Origin of the sequence: Bdellovibrio sp. HCB2-146 (assembly GCF_047345725.1) — a bacterium.
Taxonomy (GTDB): Bacteria; Bdellovibrionota; Bdellovibrionia; order Bdellovibrionales; family Bdellovibrionaceae; genus Bdellovibrio.
This window is the reverse complement of the sequence record NZ_JBLEQP010000003.1, coordinates 187,430-202,065: the sequence shown is the minus strand read 5'-3', so window position 1 is coordinate 202,065 and position 14,636 is coordinate 187,430. Positions and strand designations below refer to the sequence as shown.

Genomic DNA, 14,636 nt, shown 5'->3' with positions numbered 1-14,636 from the left:
TGCGCTGCTTATGTTATAAGCTTCTTTATGAAAAATTTGAGCCTTCTTTTTGCGACATTTTTGATGACCCAACAAGCTTTTGCCCAGACGTGTTTTTCAAGTGAGATCAACCCTCGCACGAACAAGATTTTTGCATCGGAAGAAGTGTATCAGTCGACTGTGGCAGACTGGTTGAGTCGAGAGCCAAGGCATCCAGGATTGTTCGATCTATACGCCGCTTACGGTGTTTACAAGAATGAACAATCAGTCGCGCAGTCCCTCGGGAATGACAAAAGAGCTCATTGCTATATGGGTTGTCGAATCACTCAAAGAACCAACTATGAGACGACAGAGTATGTTGGTTGGCTTAAAGAAGACCGCGATATCAAAGACTGCAAAAAAGGCACGCGTTTCGAGTATGCTGACTTCGATGCCACAGTCGTTGGCGGTCAAAAAGGTCAGTCTGAAGTTGATGCTGAAGGCTGTATTGCGGTCTGTAAGCGAAACTACTAATTTCCGAGAAGCTGTTCGAGCGCCGTCAAAATACGGTGAGTGGAATTTTTATTTCTTCCAATCTCCAGGCGAATTTCTTCTTTGATCTGTGGAATCTGTGGCATTTGTTTGCGCATGCGTTCCACTAAAACCGCGATGTCATTTGAGTTGTGAACCACTTGCACAATCATCCCGGCTGAGTAGTTTTTCTTTTGATAGAACAAAGCTTCACGGTTGTTACGATGCTGAGGACCTACCATGACTGGTAAACCTGCTGCCAATGCTTCCATCACGCTGTGCACTTGTTTTTTAAACGAGCCCCCAATAAAGGCCATATCGGCCCACGTGTAAAGCTCTGCCAAAATACCAATGCGATCAATAATCAGCACTTCGCCGTCCGGCCAAGTTTCCGCTTCAGAGTACAACAAGTACTTCATCCCAGCTTTACTGATTTGAGTCTTTAACTGATCCAGGTGAGTCGCGCCAATTTCATGGGGAGCTAAAATCACTTTGATATTTTTGTTTTTAAGTTTCTCGATGGCAGGAATCAAAAACTCTTCGTCTTCAGGCCAAGTCGAACCCGCGATAAAGACAAAATCTTCAGGCTTCGGCATCAAAGAATTTTTAAGTTCTTTGGGATTTTCCAAACGATGAAAGACCTGGTCAAAGCGCGTATCCCCGGTGACGGCAACTGTGGTTTGTAGCTGCAGTCGCGCTAAGTTCACGCGGTCCTCATCCGATACACAGTGAATTTGACTTAATTGATCCAGCGAATGTGCCGTTAAATAACGAGTCGCTCCTTTGAGGCGTGACGAGTTGTCGGCAAAAGTTGCAGAGAAGAGTAAACTTGGCAGTCCTTCACTTTTCGCCACGGCCGCAAGAGTTGGCCATACATCGGTACGAGAGAAAAGCAGCGCACGCGGATTCCATTTGTGAATAAACGCACGTAAAGACCCATCGATGTCCCAGGGAAGTGCTGCCCACAAATCCACATCATGCAAGCCTTCAAGGATCTTTTTCGCCGAGGGAGAAGAGTAAGTCACCATGACCGGAATTTCGGGATGATTCTTTTTAAACTCGCGAATCACAGGACGAGCGTATTCAATTTCACCGCTGGCCGCGTGAATCCACAAAGGACGAGCCGCAGCGAGTTCTTCTTCGCCATGAGTTTTTTTAATTTTATAAAAAGCTTTGTTTTTGTCTTCGATCATCTCGCGCAATTTGCCAGAGAGAAGGGGTCGCAGAGCTTGAAGTAAAAGTAAAACTCCTGGAACAATCATCCAAGTGTAGAGGAAATAGATCAACTTTCTCACAAGCTTTTTCCCTGTAAGGCTTTAATTTGAATCGCCACTTGTCCTGGAGTGATGTCAACGAGGCACTGATGAAAGCGCGCTTTGTTCACGCAAGGTCCTTGGCCATGCTTCGAGCAAGGACGGCAAGGTAAATTGATTTCCATTACCTTCGTTGAAGGACGGCACGGAAAACCAAAGGGAGCCGGTCCCATCAAAGCAATCGTTCGTTTCCCTAGTTGCTCAGCCACGTGCAAAAGACCTGTGTCGTTCACAACCAAAAGACGCGACAAGGAAACCACGCCACTGCTTACAGCAAGAGAGCATTTTCCTGCTAAATTTAAAACGCGATCCGGAGCCGCTGAACGAATGTCCTCAAGAAATGAATCTTCTGGGCCACCAAGCAACACAAATTTCTCATTCGGAAAAATAAGGATCAATTCTTTCCAGTATTCTTTCGGCCAGCGTTTTAAAAAGTACGCCGCAGAAGGAGCCAGAGCAATTGCGCCCTCATAAGAACCCAAAACTTCGCGCGCTTTTTCGACACTTTCAGGAGAAAGAAAAATCTGCGGAGCTGGCGGAGGAAGCTTTGAAACTCCCCAAGGCTGCAGTGGCTCCAGCAAATCACGTTGTCCAGAGAAAGGCATTTCAAAGGTATTCACACGTAAACGGAAGAGCAAAAATCTTTTCCAACGACGAATGGAGCGACGTATGAATTGCGGCCCCATGCCGAACATTCCCAAAGGACGAAGCATCAACGAAATCACGCGTGAACGAGTGTTATTATGAGCATCATAGATATGCGTGAAGTTTTCTTGGCGCATCTCTTTGCAAAGTGCGATCAATCCCTTCATGCCTTTTTTGCGATCCAGCTGCCAAATGCGAGAAATATGGGGATGATTTTGTAGCAGCGGCGCCATGTCTTGGCGAGTGATCCAGTGAATTTCTGCCCCTGGGAAAGTTTGAGCGAGTGCGGAAGGCAAGCTCAAGCTTTGCACCACATCTCCAAAAGCGGAGAAGCGAATGATTAAAATTTTAGCAGTTTTTTCAGTCATTTTGGGCATCGAAGGAAGTCTAGCAAAGACGCCGAAAAAGGTCACTTGTTTAAATATTTGCAAGGTGAACTCTTTTATAGGGCCGGTCCTCATGGCACATACCTTGATGAGTTAGACCATGGGCACGTGTGTGCCTACCGGAGGCTCGTTGTCTGTAAGGTGTGCGTCGATTTTAAAAAAGGCCATTTGGGTATCCCTGGGGATGCTATGGACTTCTTTTGCCTGGGCGCAAATAACCACGGAAATGCGTGCCTTTTCAGACTCCTTTATTAGCCCGACATTTGAAGCTACGCAAAAAACCAATTATCAATTTGTGGGCGCCCAACTTAAGACGGATTCCTTTTCCGAACAACCTCTGAAAGTCGATGTTTCAGCAGGCGTGGCAATTGGAGCTCCGCTTTTGAATTATCTCAATATTCCAGAATTTTATGTTGAAAACCGCCAAAGCGAGTCGATTTCCTTTTATGTCGGTCGTAAGAAAATGCTTTGGAGCGAGCTTGATGCGCAATGGGAATTGGGTGTGTGGGAGCCGTTGTTCAAGTGGAATCCATTGGCTCCGGAACGCCAAGGTCTGACAGGAATTTTCTGGCAATTGGATCGCCCCAATTTAACTGCGGTTTTATTTGCTTCACCTTTTTATGTTCCTGACCAAGGCCCCAGTTTCGAGATTGAAAATGGCGAATTCGTCAAGGGCAATCCGTGGTTCCGTCGTCCCCCGGATAGCATTCGTATTTGGCAAGAGGCCACAGCAATTGAATATGAATTTGAAAGACCTAATGAGTCTCAAGTCGTTTTGCAAAACTCATTCGGTGGTAAGGTTTCTTTCGGTGACCCGCGTGGGTTTCGTGCACAGCTAAGTTATATTTATAAACCCATCAATCAATTGGCCGTGGGATATCAAGGCAATCTGGATCTCGCGCAGCTCAAAGGAAATGTTAAGCTTCAACCGCAAGTGTTTTATCACTCATTAGCTGGGGCAGATATGAGTTATAAATTCAAAAGAATGCGGGTGGGAGTCAGCGGGATTTTTGAGCGCCCGATGACCGACAATGTCTTTAAACCTGAATGGACTCATCCGGTTTATTCAGATGCGGCGTTGATTTCGCCATTCTTTGAATGGGACTTTGGACGCTGGGCCTTCAACTATCAACGTTTGGACATTTATGGTGGCGAAGTCAGTGAAGTGGGTGATTTAGCAAGTGCGGGGCGTGCCCCATTGATGGCTCGCTATCCGTTCCGTCAAGCCAATCAAGTTTCATTGCTTTCAAATTGGAGTTTCGCCAAGGCTCGTCGTCTGATTGCGAAGGTCAGCTACACAGTCCCTGACTCTGATAGCTTCCAGCTGATTCGCTTGAATGCACGATTCCGTTTGTCGGGGCTTTGGTCCTTGATGGCCGAAGCTCAATTGGTGAAAGCGGGAGAATCGACAACTTCAGCTCAGAGCCAGACTGAAATTGCTCAGTTTGAGAACAATGATCGTTTGATGATAGGAGCTGGCTATGTCTTTTAAGGCTTGGATCTCAGCTCTTATTTGCGTGTCGACGTTGTCGGGATGTACCGAGTTCTTAGAGGGTAAAAAGCGTGAAGCCCAAGTTATTGAGCTTTCCGATTCTCGTTTTGCCTGCCTTCGTATTTTACCTAAAAATTTAAAAGCCTTCACTGTCGGTGAAGCTACAGAGTCACAAATTCGCGGAAGCTATGATTGCTTGCGTGATTCGTTAACTTACTTCCAGCAAAAAACTTATGGTTCCCTGCAAGACGCTTATACAATGGAAGAAATGCGTCGTTTTTTTGGAAAGTACTTCTTAAAAGAAAACAATGTGACGCCTCAGTTTGCAAGCGAGTTGATGAAAATCAAGCGGGCTCTGCTGGGTGGATCTGCTCGCTATATCACAAAAACCGAAATCTCAATGCTGATCGATATTTTGGCCACTGTCAGAGATGAGTCGGTTCTGGTGGCTCCTCATATTCGCACGCTGTTAAATCAGGCAGAAAAAAATGAGACTCAGTGGGAAGCAACGTCGACAGGTATTGAACAGCTTCGTAAAAGTTTGCACCGCATTTTAGAAAAAACACAGTTCGCAAAATCTGATTACAGTTTTGAAGATTGGAAAAAGGCACTTACGGGATTCTCGGAATTCATTCGCGGCTCGGAGCCGTTTGCTCCGTATGAAGCGTATGCCGAATGGATTCCACTTATCGAGTCCGTTAAAAATGTTCTGATCGGTCAGAGAGCGCAAATTTCAAGTTTGACTCAGTGGAAAGAGGGACTTGATAGCTTTTTAGATTTATATGAGCTTGTTTTAAAGTACAGCTATGTCATTGGGGACGTAAAGTTTGAAAAACAATCAGAGCTCCGTCAAATGACGTTGTTCGTAAATCAAACTATGGATCTGATTGCTCGTTCTCATCAAATGAAAACGACAGGGCGCATTCCGCTTGAAGACATTGATACTCTTATTGATCAAGTGATGAAACGGTCGACGTGGTCTTTGCGTGCGAGTTCGTTGAAGGAAACATATCGCTGGGTTCTGATTAAAATTCTGGAGCCGGGTCGTAAGCATGATTCTCGTGGTCTCGTCGGGCTTGAGAAAAAACACTTAGCAGCGCTTCGTCGCGAAATTTCTGTCTGGAGACTGGCACAGTCATTTATCGATACGACACTGACAAGTGCGCAGCCGACAGTCACGCAAAAAACTTTGCTCGAATTTTATAAGAGCTATGATTCAAAACAAGCCATTGAGAAAGGCCTGACATCTGATCCGGTTGAGCAAATTGCTTTGAAAAAATCATGGCAGGATTTCGGTGAAATTTTAATGGGGAACCCGCTTACCAATTTTTCCGAGCGAGGTCGTTTATTTGTCTCGCCTCATCCCGAGGAATGGAATTACACATGGAAGGGGATGACGAAGTTGAATTTCATGCGTACGTTGTCGCGCTTTTTGCTCTTTGGATATGGTGACGACGTTCAAGATCGTATGATGGCTGCCAGCATGAAAAAGCAAGGCCTTATCGATTGGTATGAAGACTTCTACAATTTGGGACTTGATTTAAAAGCCTTTGACCCACGCTCCACAGCTCTGAGTTCGGGCGGTCGCAGCTTTATGGAAGCTAATTTCTTTACGTTCTCCGGAAACGGCGACGATAAGATGAGTGCGCGCGAAACTTTTGAATTTATCAGCGTGCTTTTCAGTGCCGGGCTTTTAAGTTCAGCGGATGCTGCTCATGCTGCAGAGCTTGAAAAGTGCGGAACGGATAAGATCGATCTTTTTGGAAAACCATTCTTAGTCGAAGCTTGTTTTAAGACGGTGATGAGAACTCAGTTCAACAGCCTTTTCAACAATCTTCCGAAAATGGCAAAGTATGTGGAAAACCTCACCCCTGAGCAGTGGGAGTTGTTTTATTCATATCTTAAGGCGGCCTCAGTAACTCCGGATCAGCAAGAAGGTCTGATTGAAACTGCCAACATACGCACGATGGTGACTATTCTTCACTATGTTGAAAGTGTCTTGATGACATTTGATGTCGATGGCAACGATCAACTTTCGCTCGAAGAAATCCAAGCTGCGGCGCCGCGATTTATGTCGTTCCTTAAAACGATCAAACCAGATACGTCTGAGTCTCATTTGACCGATGGATTTGCCTATTTGCTGTATTACGGAAAGATTCCGGGAGTTAAAGAGATCGTCAGCTTTAAATGGGATAAAATGTGGGGTATGGGCGAAGTTCAGCGGCTTGAAATTATTCGCCTTTTTGGAACTCTTAAAGAGCAACTCAAATAAAAAGAGTTGAATAGTTGTCTTAAGCTTATTAAAAAAACTAGCAATGTTCAGACACCTGCTAGTTTTTATTTTAATGCTGCCTTTTTGGGCAATGGCAATGGAAAATGATGATGTTCCTATCATCTATCGTGAGCCTGCGGGTGTGGCCGGTAAAAAAGCTCCAGACGACTTTCTTGATGGCAGAGCCCGCGCCCGTCTCGACATGATCGTTGATAACAAAACAGTGAAGGCCTTAAGCGTTTCCGACAATTGGTATGTGGGACAAATACTGCCGGTGGAATCGCAAACTGAAGGTATCGGGATTGTAGCCTTCGTTGAAGTCCGTCACATTGAGCGTCAACTCGACGGAACGATTGAACTGACCTGCGAATTGCAAAGACAGTCGCGCTTGAATTTCGTTCAGATCGGCGACCAACTCTTCCAACTGAATCTTGAATCCGAAAATGAAAAGTATCTGGGGACAACGGATTTGTTGATTCGTCACAGAGGCGCTACGATTTCGTCAAAGTACAAACCTCTCTTCACTCAAGGTATCGCAGTCGGTGAGACGGCAGAGACCTTGTGGGAAAAAGAATATTTTGTAAACTATATTGCGCAGGTCTCTTACGGCGTTCGCGATTGGTTGACGATCGGAACGTGGGTACCGGGATATTTTATTCAATCGGGCAATGCGTACTTTAAATCACGTTTCTGGCAAAACAATTCCAATATTTTCTCCGGCGGTCTCAGTTTTGCGAAAGTTCAAGATAAGGACTCATCCAGTCTCAACTTCAACTTTTATTGGGACTCGATTTCTTCTGACACAGTCGTAGGCCATACTTTTATCACCATTGCACTTTTAAGTTTTGAGGACGCCGAAGACTCCACAGCCATCAAATCCCTGGGTACGAGCAGTTTGCAGTCGGGTTATGAGTATATTCGCTCGAACTGGGACCGCGTTTTGGCTGGACCCAGCTACAACTTTGAAAAGAAAGCTGTCGGGGGATACTTAACGTATCTCAAAATTTGGGATAAGTTTCACGCCAGCGTTTCTCTTAACACCGTCGATATTTCTTCGATGATTCTGTCTCCGACAGACGGTTACTTCTTTACGTTCGACGCTTACTGGAGATTCTAGTGAATACATTTTTTATTTCCACACCGATTGGCTTTGAAGAACAAACTCTCAAAGACATGAAGGCTGTTTGGCCTTATTTGCTGGCGAAAAACGCGCAAAAGCACGATCTGCCCTTTCCTGAAGTCTTTATCGACTTGGGTGGTTTGGAATTTCAAGCTGATATGTTCACTGGCGTGCAACTGAATTTCTTTTTGAAAACGGCTAATAGGATTTTATTCCGTATGGCCGCTTTTAAAGCGCGCGATCTGCCAAAGTTCTATCAAAAAATGAGATCTCTCCCGTGGATTGATTTTCTTCAGCACGGAAATGTGGCATTCGAAGTCGCAGCTCAAAAAAGTCGCCTGAACAATGAAAAGCGCCTCGAAGAATCCGCACGCCAAGCCCTTGATGAAATCTTTAAAGGAGCCAAAGGTCCAAAGCCTTGCGCAAAAATCTATATCCGCATGGATGACGACAATTGCACGATCAGTTTGGACACCACAGGTGAACATTTGCACAAACGTGGTTGGAGTGTTCTTAAAGGTGAAGCGCCACTCAGAGAAACTTTGGCAGCAGGACTTATCAAGTCGATGATTGAGAATGAAGCAGCGGAAGATCTTGCTAAAATTACCTTGTATGATCCGATGATGGGCGCTGGAACTTTCCTCACGGAAGGGCGCGCTCTTTTTGCAGGGCAATTTCAACGTCCGTATGCATTTCAAGAATGGAAACGCGCACCGAAATTGTTCCTCTCAAATTCATTCGCGCTCAATTATCAAATGCCAACGCAGATTCCATTCGCGGGATTTAAAGGACGCGATGTGAATCCAGAAATGCTTTCTGTAGTAAAAGAAAATTTTGCTGAAGTGGAAAAGCAACTCGCGGGCTATCAAAAGAAGTCTTTCGCGGCGGCGGACCTTGATGTGGCGATCAGTGATAGCCTGAAAGAACTTGAGCCAGCTTCAGGTCCTTCCTGGATGGTGGTTAATCCGCCCTATGGGGAGCGCCTGGAAAAAGCGGGGAGCGGGATCAAAATAAACGATCTAGCGGAGCGTTTCTGTAAGTTTGGGAAGCCTCAAAAGCTAGGTATTCTTTTCCCTGAAAAGTACCCCCTGACGGTGGCTCCGATGGGCTATAAGGTCGCCAAAGAGATTAAAATCAACAATGGCGGAATTCGCTGCCTTTGGACGGTTCTCTCGGCCCTGTAAATTTTTAGGATTGCGTTAGATTTTTTATGCGTTCTGGGTCGGAGCTGGAATATAGGCCCCATCTACGATAGATTGCAGGCCATGAAAAAAGCCGCACTTCTTTTGACAAGCCTATTCGCTCTCACTTCGGTCCTCACTGCCTGCCAGCCATCGGATTCTAAAATCACAGATCCGCGCGTAGGTAATGTTCGTACCAACAATAAGAAAAATCAAAAGAACGACCAGCAACGTGCTCCTGGCTTTTTCGCACTTGCCGCGTTCACAGTTGAAAAAGAAGTTGAAGCCATTCAAATGGCACGCGTGGCTTTGGGTGTTGACGACGCCACGGCTTCGGGTTTCACGGTGAGTGAAACACGTGAAGACGGTTCTGTTGAACTAGTAGCAAATAAAAAAGCAGCTGCTTACGACGGAAATTTCGGAACATACACTTCTGTTGATAAGAAAAAATACGTTGTCAGCGCCAAAGCTGCTGGCGATATCAGTAATGAAATCGTCAAAGTCCAAGGGAACGACCTCCGACAATACACTTCAAATGTGGCAAACTATGACGTTGTTCAGGTTTTTGAGAAAAACTACTCTGTGACAGTTGAATCATTGGAAGCAGACACCTTGCAAATCAGTTTGGAAACTGAAGCCGGTATCAACCAGCGCAATGTGAAGTTTCCAGATAACAAGAGCTGGTATGTTCATAACCTCAACATCGTTTTGACTGTGGATCGTGAGTCTCTTCGCACAAACAATGTGAAGGTTCTTAAAGCCACTCATGAGATTTCTTGGAAACTCAACAACGGTCGCAAAAACTCCGTGAAAACGGCTGGTGAGAACCACGTGGTGAGCGTTGCCGATGGTTGCTATTCTTTGACAGGCGACTCTGTGATCTTAACTGACAAAACAAAGAAAGTTCTTTCGTACAAAAACAGCCAGGCGGAAGTTGTAGGTTCAAGTTTTAAGACAGTGGCGGGCCAATGTGGCAGCCGTCCAACTGTCGATCTTTCTCGCTTGCTCGTTTATTAGTTCTTCGACTGTCGTCGAAACTTCCTTCAGAAGGGAATTATTCTCGGTTCCCTTCTTTTCAAAAAATTAACGCTTTTCTTGTATCCCTGTTTAATTTTTGATATCACGCGCGAATGCTTAAAACGCTCCTTTGCGCCGCTATTACTATATTTGCTTTTGAAGTCTCTTGGGCAGGCGGCAATTGCTTGGACACAGACCGTGTTCAGAACGAAGTTTTCAGCATTTTCACAGTCAAAAGCGAAGATTCAAATCTCAAGTTCGATGCCTGCGACAGCAAAAATATCCTGCGCAAATTTGCTCAGGCGATTTTGTTTATCAAAGACACTCCCGCAGAAAAAATTCCTGCTGAATTGGACTTAGAACTTCAAGATAGTAATCCGTATTCATATTTTGCTGCACGAATCAAGACGGTGGTTTTTGATTCTGTTGGCGAGTCTCGTTGTGGCACGACGACGATGGCTTATGTGCTCTCAGATGAAGAGAACACTTTGCACGTATGTCCCTATCTGAATATCTTCGACATGCTGACGATGGCGAGTACTTTGATTCATGAATCTCGTCACATTGAGGGCTATCCTCATTCTCGCTGCCAGCATGGAACGATGGCCATTGGTGGCGGTTTTGCCTGTGACAAAGACTATCACGATTACCGTGGGTCTTATGCTGTAGGAACTTTATTTGAGGCGCGCCTGGCGATTTCTCCTTCTTCAAATCCGGTCGTAAAACTGCAAGCCCGGTCGCGCGCGGTGGTCAGTTTGCTGGAGCGTTTTAATAAGCTGCCATTGGATATGAAAACCGGCGCTCTTTTGCAGGCGGCAGATGGGGATGTCTATTTCTACGATGGTGAGCAAAGCCAAGTGATCATGCAAGTTCCAGCTGACAGCATCTTGACGACGCGGACGTCGCTGCCGACTTTTTTTGATAGCGCTTCAGCACAGGTCAAAAGCTTCGTCTATGGATTGGGTTTTGTTGAAACAGCGGGGGAATACGCGCAAAGTTTTCGCTCAAATTATTCCGCGCAAGATCGCACAGAGCTTGTCGACGTGTCCTATAGCGGGGATTACTCGTGCTTGCTTTTTAAAACGAAAATCATTTGTGGTGCTGATGCTGATCCCGATAAAGAACTGTCTCTTGGAGATATTCAACCACGGCAGTTTTTGTCGACTAGTAATTCGGTGATGGTGCAAAAAGATATTCTTTATATCGCCACTGCCGAAGGTGACCTCTATCCGCTTCCGATGTATTGGAAGGACTTCCAAAAGATGAAGAATTCAGATCTCAAAAAGAGCCTGACGGTTCAGAATCTGGTGAGTCTGGGGCCTTTGCCGGGCCAAGGGGAAATCGCGGTGACTCTCACAGGGAAGGCTCTTATTCTTTCTAACCGCTCTTGGATGGCCCCTCTGGGGCTTCCTCAGGTCCCGTTCCGTAAGGTTTTTGCCCCTTATTACTGGTCTAAAAAATTAGAGACCTTTTAGGTCTATGAAGCTTGAGAGCTTCTAGGTGCCTCAAATGAGGCCAGCCCTGTAAGACCTTCATGGTCAGTCACTTCTAATGCTTCCTAATCATTATTGGCCAGCACCGACTTTGCTATGCTCCTGGCCAATGGGAACGAAAAGCTTCAAGATTTGGACATTGTCTGCCGCTCTCGCTGTTGGCCTTTTGGCTGCGGTGACTGGCTATTTCTTAAGCACATCTCCAACTATCAATCCGCAGATCATCAAGGCCTCAGGAACGCTGTTGCCTAAAGAGACCATGGATATGTTCTATTCCCAAGAAACCAGCGAAACCCTGCAAAATACCCTGGCCAAAGTTCGTCAGCAAATGGGTGAGTCCGAGCGCGATTTGCAAACGGAAAAGTCATTGCAAGACGCTGTTCAGAATCTTTCAGATCGCGATCTTAAAAGCCTGCAAAATCAATTGCTCAACACCGAAGGCCGAATGGAAGATCGCCAGGCAGCTCTTTATCTTTTGACTCAATCCGATTCGCCTCAGGCTCTTGTGACTTTATCAGCCCTGGCGGCAAGCGAGCTTCCATCCTTCGAAAATCTTCAAGATCCGCATTCTGTGGGGTCCGCCCAAAGAACTTTTGAAATGTCGATTCGTGTGAGCGCTATTGAAGGCCTGGATATCAGGGCTGAAAAGCACCCGGAAATTGCGAGCGACCTGCGCCGAGTTTTGCAGAAGCAAAAAGAACCCACTTTAAGATTTTTAGCGGAAACCAGTTTAAGTGGTATTGAGGCCGGACGACCTGGTCACTTGAAACGTATTATCGATGAGATGCTTGGTGCCACTCAATAATCTGGCGCCATTTTGTTGCTCCTTCGGGAAGGATGTTCGGATGAAAACATTCAAACTTGCTCAGTTCGCCCTCATCGCAGCTGCATTATGTGGCGTGACTGCTGCCCATGGATTTTCGTTGCAAACGAAGGGCGTGGGATCCTCTTTTAAATCCGTTGTGATGGAAGTTGAGAGCAAACTCCCAGTGCTCGTTAAAAACACGCTGAACGGGACTTACACGATCGCTGTGGAGCGCTTTGGCGTTTCACCGGTTGAGGTTTGCAATAAGAATTTAGCTTTCGACAAATTGGTTCGCTCAGATGTTATCACGGCTCGTAAAAGAATCTTGGTCAATCCTGAACTTGTCACAGCGCTCGAAAAAAATGCCAATTGTGGTGCGACGTCTGTTAAGGATATCGCCGTTGCCGCCATTATTCATGAAGTCGCGCACTTATTTGATCAATCCGCAGAGTATTGGAACAACAAAGTCGATCAGCGCGAGATTCAAAAGTGTGAAAATCAATATCCTCCTGAAAAAAACCAGTTCGAAATCCCGCCTTCTGCAATTTGCAGCTACTATCTGAAAGCGAAATACAAAATTTCCGATGGACTCAATTATCGTTCTCTTTCTGATTACAAGGGTCTTCGTCAAGAAAGCAAAAATGAACTCTTAGGACGTGTAGGCAATTACAATGAACTTACAAACGTACATGAGCACTTTGCTTTGAACTTTACACAGTTCTTGCTGGACTCAAGCTATGCGTGCCGTCGTCCAGCTTTCAATACGTTCTTTGAGCAGATCACAAAATCCAAACCGTTCCCGTCGGGATCTTGCAAGCAAACTCAGTACCTCTACACGAGTGCAGGTGGTTGGAAGATCGATATCGATCCGGCAAAAGTCTATCAAGTGCATTTCTTATTTGCCGCCAAAGGCGAAGAGATTGCCAGCCGTTGGGGCCACTCCATGATCCGCTTGGTGATCTGCGCTCCTGATAGAGAAACTGTCGGGCCTGAATGCTTAAGCGACTTTGCAAGCCACGTGGTGCTGAGCTATCGTGCCAGCATTGACGATGTGATTGTAAATTACTGGGATGGATTGATGGGTAAATATCCTTCACAGTTGATGACTTTTTCGATGAACGAAATCGTCGAAGAGTACACGCGCGGCCAATGGCGTGAACTGATCAGTTTGCCAATTCAATTTACTGAGCAACAAAAAAAGCATTTCTTAGAGACCACACTTGAACACTTTTGGAGCTATACGGGGAACTATAAATTTCTAAGCAATAACTGCGCGACGGAAGCCGATCAATTGGTGCGTGCCGTTTTACCTAAAAATCATCCCTATCAAGATAGCTCTGCTATCAGCCCGCTGGGTGTTTACACGAATCTGTCGCGATTTGGTTTGATCGACGTGAAGGTCGTCGAAAATAAAAAACAAGCTCGCGCGCAGAATTTCTATTATCCGAGTCAAAAAGTAATCCTTGATGAGGTGTTTGCTAAAATACATCGCGATTTCCCAAATCATAAAGACATTACAGATTTGGCGAAATATTCAGCGGCTGCAGATCGCCGACAAGTTTACGAATCTATGAATGACTTTGACGAAATTGGTGCGGCCTATGCGGTAGAAAAGTATGTTTTATCCGTAGTGAACCGTGCGTTACAAAATCTCCTTTCACGCACTTTACAGAGTGAACAAGGGGCAAATCCGCGCTTAGCAGAGGCCATCGAAAAACTCGTCGCAGCATCGCAAACGCGTCTGCCGTGGCAATATGCCACCACTGGATATGGCATTCCTCTTGCTAATGAGATGATCTCTGATGAAGAAGTGACAAAGCGATACCAAGATACTTCCGTTTGGGGGGCTCAGTACCGCGAAGAGCTTTTGCGTCAGTTTCCTGAGATGACTCAAGAATTAAATGCAGTTAAAGAAAATATGAATTTTTTAGTGAATCGTAGGAGGTTCTAAAATGATGAAAACAGTACTTCTTTCAATGATCGCAGTTTCTGTAGCAAGCACAGCATTCGCATACCGTGGCCACCATGGCGGCGGATACGGTCGCGGCGGTTACCACCGTCCACCACCACCACGTCATCACCACGACGACAACTTCGAAGAAGGTGTTTTGGCGGGTTTATTGTTGTCTACTTCTGCATTGTTCTTGTCTGAAATCTCTAACGATCGCACGTATGCAGTTTATATGAACGCAGACAGCGACGCTGCTGAGTACTTGGCAGTTGGTGGTGAGCCAACAGCTCAATTGCAACAAGCAATGAACGTAGAACGTAAGTTCTTGGCGAAAGCTCAAGTTCAAGGTTCTGAATCACTTTCTGATAAAGAAGTGGCTTACCTTGTTATGAAAAGAGCAGAGAGCTTGTAATTTCTGATTCCGAAAGGAAAAAAGAAAATAAAAAACCCACGTCGAAATCGATGTGGGTTT

At 45.6% G+C, this 14,636-nt stretch carries 12 protein-coding genes; 10 read left to right on the top strand and 2 right to left on the bottom strand.

Annotation, left to right across the window (positions count from 1 at the left end; translation table 11 throughout):
- The first annotated feature begins 27 nt into the window (after positions 1–27).
- Entirely contained in the window at positions 28–492 is a 465-nt protein-coding gene (locus tag ACLWOR_RS18785; protein WP_413942402.1) for a hypothetical protein, read from the top strand.
- On the opposite strand, the gene ACLWOR_RS18780 is transcribed toward ACLWOR_RS18785, so the two are convergent.
- On the bottom strand, positions 489–1,784 hold the full coding sequence (locus ACLWOR_RS18780) for a 3-deoxy-D-manno-octulosonic acid transferase (RefSeq protein ID WP_413942400.1): 1,296 nt from the start codon (positions 1,782–1,784) through the stop codon (positions 489–491). The genes ACLWOR_RS18785 and ACLWOR_RS18780 overlap by 4 nt on opposite strands.
- The gene (locus tag ACLWOR_RS18775) at positions 1,781–2,824 is read right to left on the bottom strand and encodes a glycosyltransferase family 9 protein (protein ID WP_413942398.1); all 1,044 of its coding nucleotides are present in this window, start codon (positions 2,822–2,824) and stop codon (positions 1,781–1,783) included. The genes ACLWOR_RS18780 and ACLWOR_RS18775 overlap by 4 nt, the downstream gene beginning before the upstream one ends.
- 235 nt (positions 2,825–3,059) lie before the next feature.
- On the opposite strand from ACLWOR_RS18775, the gene ACLWOR_RS18770 reads away from it, so the two are divergent.
- From ACLWOR_RS18770 to ACLWOR_RS18730, 9 genes are all read left to right on the top strand, one after another.
- The gene (locus ACLWOR_RS18770; protein WP_413942397.1) at positions 3,060–4,325 is read left to right on the top strand and encodes a hypothetical protein; all 1,266 of its coding nucleotides are present in this window, start codon (positions 3,060–3,062) and stop codon (positions 4,323–4,325) included.
- Complete coding sequence (locus ACLWOR_RS18765; RefSeq protein ID WP_413942396.1) at positions 4,315–6,597, top strand: hypothetical protein; 2,283 nt, start codon at positions 4,315–4,317, stop codon at positions 6,595–6,597. The genes ACLWOR_RS18770 and ACLWOR_RS18765 overlap by 11 nt, the downstream gene beginning before the upstream one ends.
- Positions 6,598–6,694: 97 nt before the next feature.
- Positions 6,695–7,714: a hypothetical protein gene (locus tag ACLWOR_RS18760; RefSeq protein WP_413942395.1), complete on the top strand. Its 1,020-nt coding sequence runs from the start codon at positions 6,695–6,697 to the stop codon at positions 7,712–7,714.
- The gene (locus ACLWOR_RS18755; protein WP_413942394.1) at positions 7,714–8,901 is read left to right on the top strand and encodes a THUMP domain-containing class I SAM-dependent RNA methyltransferase; all 1,188 of its coding nucleotides are present in this window, start codon (positions 7,714–7,716) and stop codon (positions 8,899–8,901) included. The genes ACLWOR_RS18760 and ACLWOR_RS18755 overlap by 1 nt, the downstream gene beginning before the upstream one ends.
- An 81-nt stretch (positions 8,902–8,982) precedes the next feature.
- The gene (locus ACLWOR_RS18750; protein ID WP_413942393.1) at positions 8,983–9,915 is read left to right on the top strand and encodes a hypothetical protein; all 933 of its coding nucleotides are present in this window, start codon (positions 8,983–8,985) and stop codon (positions 9,913–9,915) included.
- A 113-nt stretch (positions 9,916–10,028) separates the two neighbouring features.
- Positions 10,029–11,390 (top strand): hypothetical protein, encoded by a 1,362-nt coding sequence (locus ACLWOR_RS18745; RefSeq protein ID WP_413942392.1) that lies wholly within the window; start codon positions 10,029–10,031, stop codon positions 11,388–11,390.
- Between the two features lie 127 nt (positions 11,391–11,517).
- Positions 11,518–12,213 carry a hypothetical protein gene (locus ACLWOR_RS18740; protein WP_413942391.1) on the top strand — a complete coding sequence of 232 codons (696 nt, stop codon included), beginning with the start codon at positions 11,518–11,520 and terminating at the stop codon, positions 12,211–12,213.
- A 40-nt stretch (positions 12,214–12,253) separates the two neighbouring features.
- Positions 12,254–14,164 (top strand): DUF4105 domain-containing protein, encoded by a 1,911-nt coding sequence (locus ACLWOR_RS18735; protein WP_413942390.1) that lies wholly within the window; start codon positions 12,254–12,256, stop codon positions 14,162–14,164.
- 1 nt (position 14,165) lies between these two features.
- A complete protein-coding gene (locus tag ACLWOR_RS18730) occupies positions 14,166–14,576 on the top strand; it encodes a hypothetical protein (RefSeq protein WP_413942389.1) in 411 nt (136 codons plus the stop codon).
- Positions 14,577–14,636 lie beyond the last annotated feature (60 nt).

Bases quoted from the DNA above. Each gene is read 5' to 3' on its own strand.
- ACLWOR_RS18785 (WP_413942402.1), top strand. From the start codon at position 28: ATGAAAAATTTGAGCCTTCTTTTTGCGACATTTTTGATGACCCAACAA.
- ACLWOR_RS18775 (WP_413942398.1), bottom strand. From the start codon at position 2,824: ATGCCCAAAATGACTGAAAAAACTGCTAAAATTTTAATCATTCGCTTC.
- ACLWOR_RS18770 (WP_413942397.1), top strand. From the start codon at position 3,060: ATGCGTGCCTTTTCAGACTCCTTTATTAGCCCGACATTTGAAGCTACG.
- ACLWOR_RS18765 (WP_413942396.1), top strand. From the start codon at position 4,315: ATGTCTTTTAAGGCTTGGATCTCAGCTCTTATTTGCGTGTCGACGTTG.
- ACLWOR_RS18760 (WP_413942395.1), top strand. From the start codon at position 6,695: ATGGAAAATGATGATGTTCCTATCATCTATCGTGAGCCTGCGGGTGTG.
- ACLWOR_RS18750 (WP_413942393.1), top strand. From the start codon at position 8,983: ATGAAAAAAGCCGCACTTCTTTTGACAAGCCTATTCGCTCTCACTTCG.
- ACLWOR_RS18745 (WP_413942392.1), top strand. From the start codon at position 10,029: ATGCTTAAAACGCTCCTTTGCGCCGCTATTACTATATTTGCTTTTGAA.
- ACLWOR_RS18740 (WP_413942391.1), top strand. From the start codon at position 11,518: ATGGGAACGAAAAGCTTCAAGATTTGGACATTGTCTGCCGCTCTCGCT.
- ACLWOR_RS18735 (WP_413942390.1), top strand. From the start codon at position 12,254: ATGAAAACATTCAAACTTGCTCAGTTCGCCCTCATCGCAGCTGCATTA.
- ACLWOR_RS18730 (WP_413942389.1), top strand. From the start codon at position 14,166: ATGATGAAAACAGTACTTCTTTCAATGATCGCAGTTTCTGTAGCAAGC.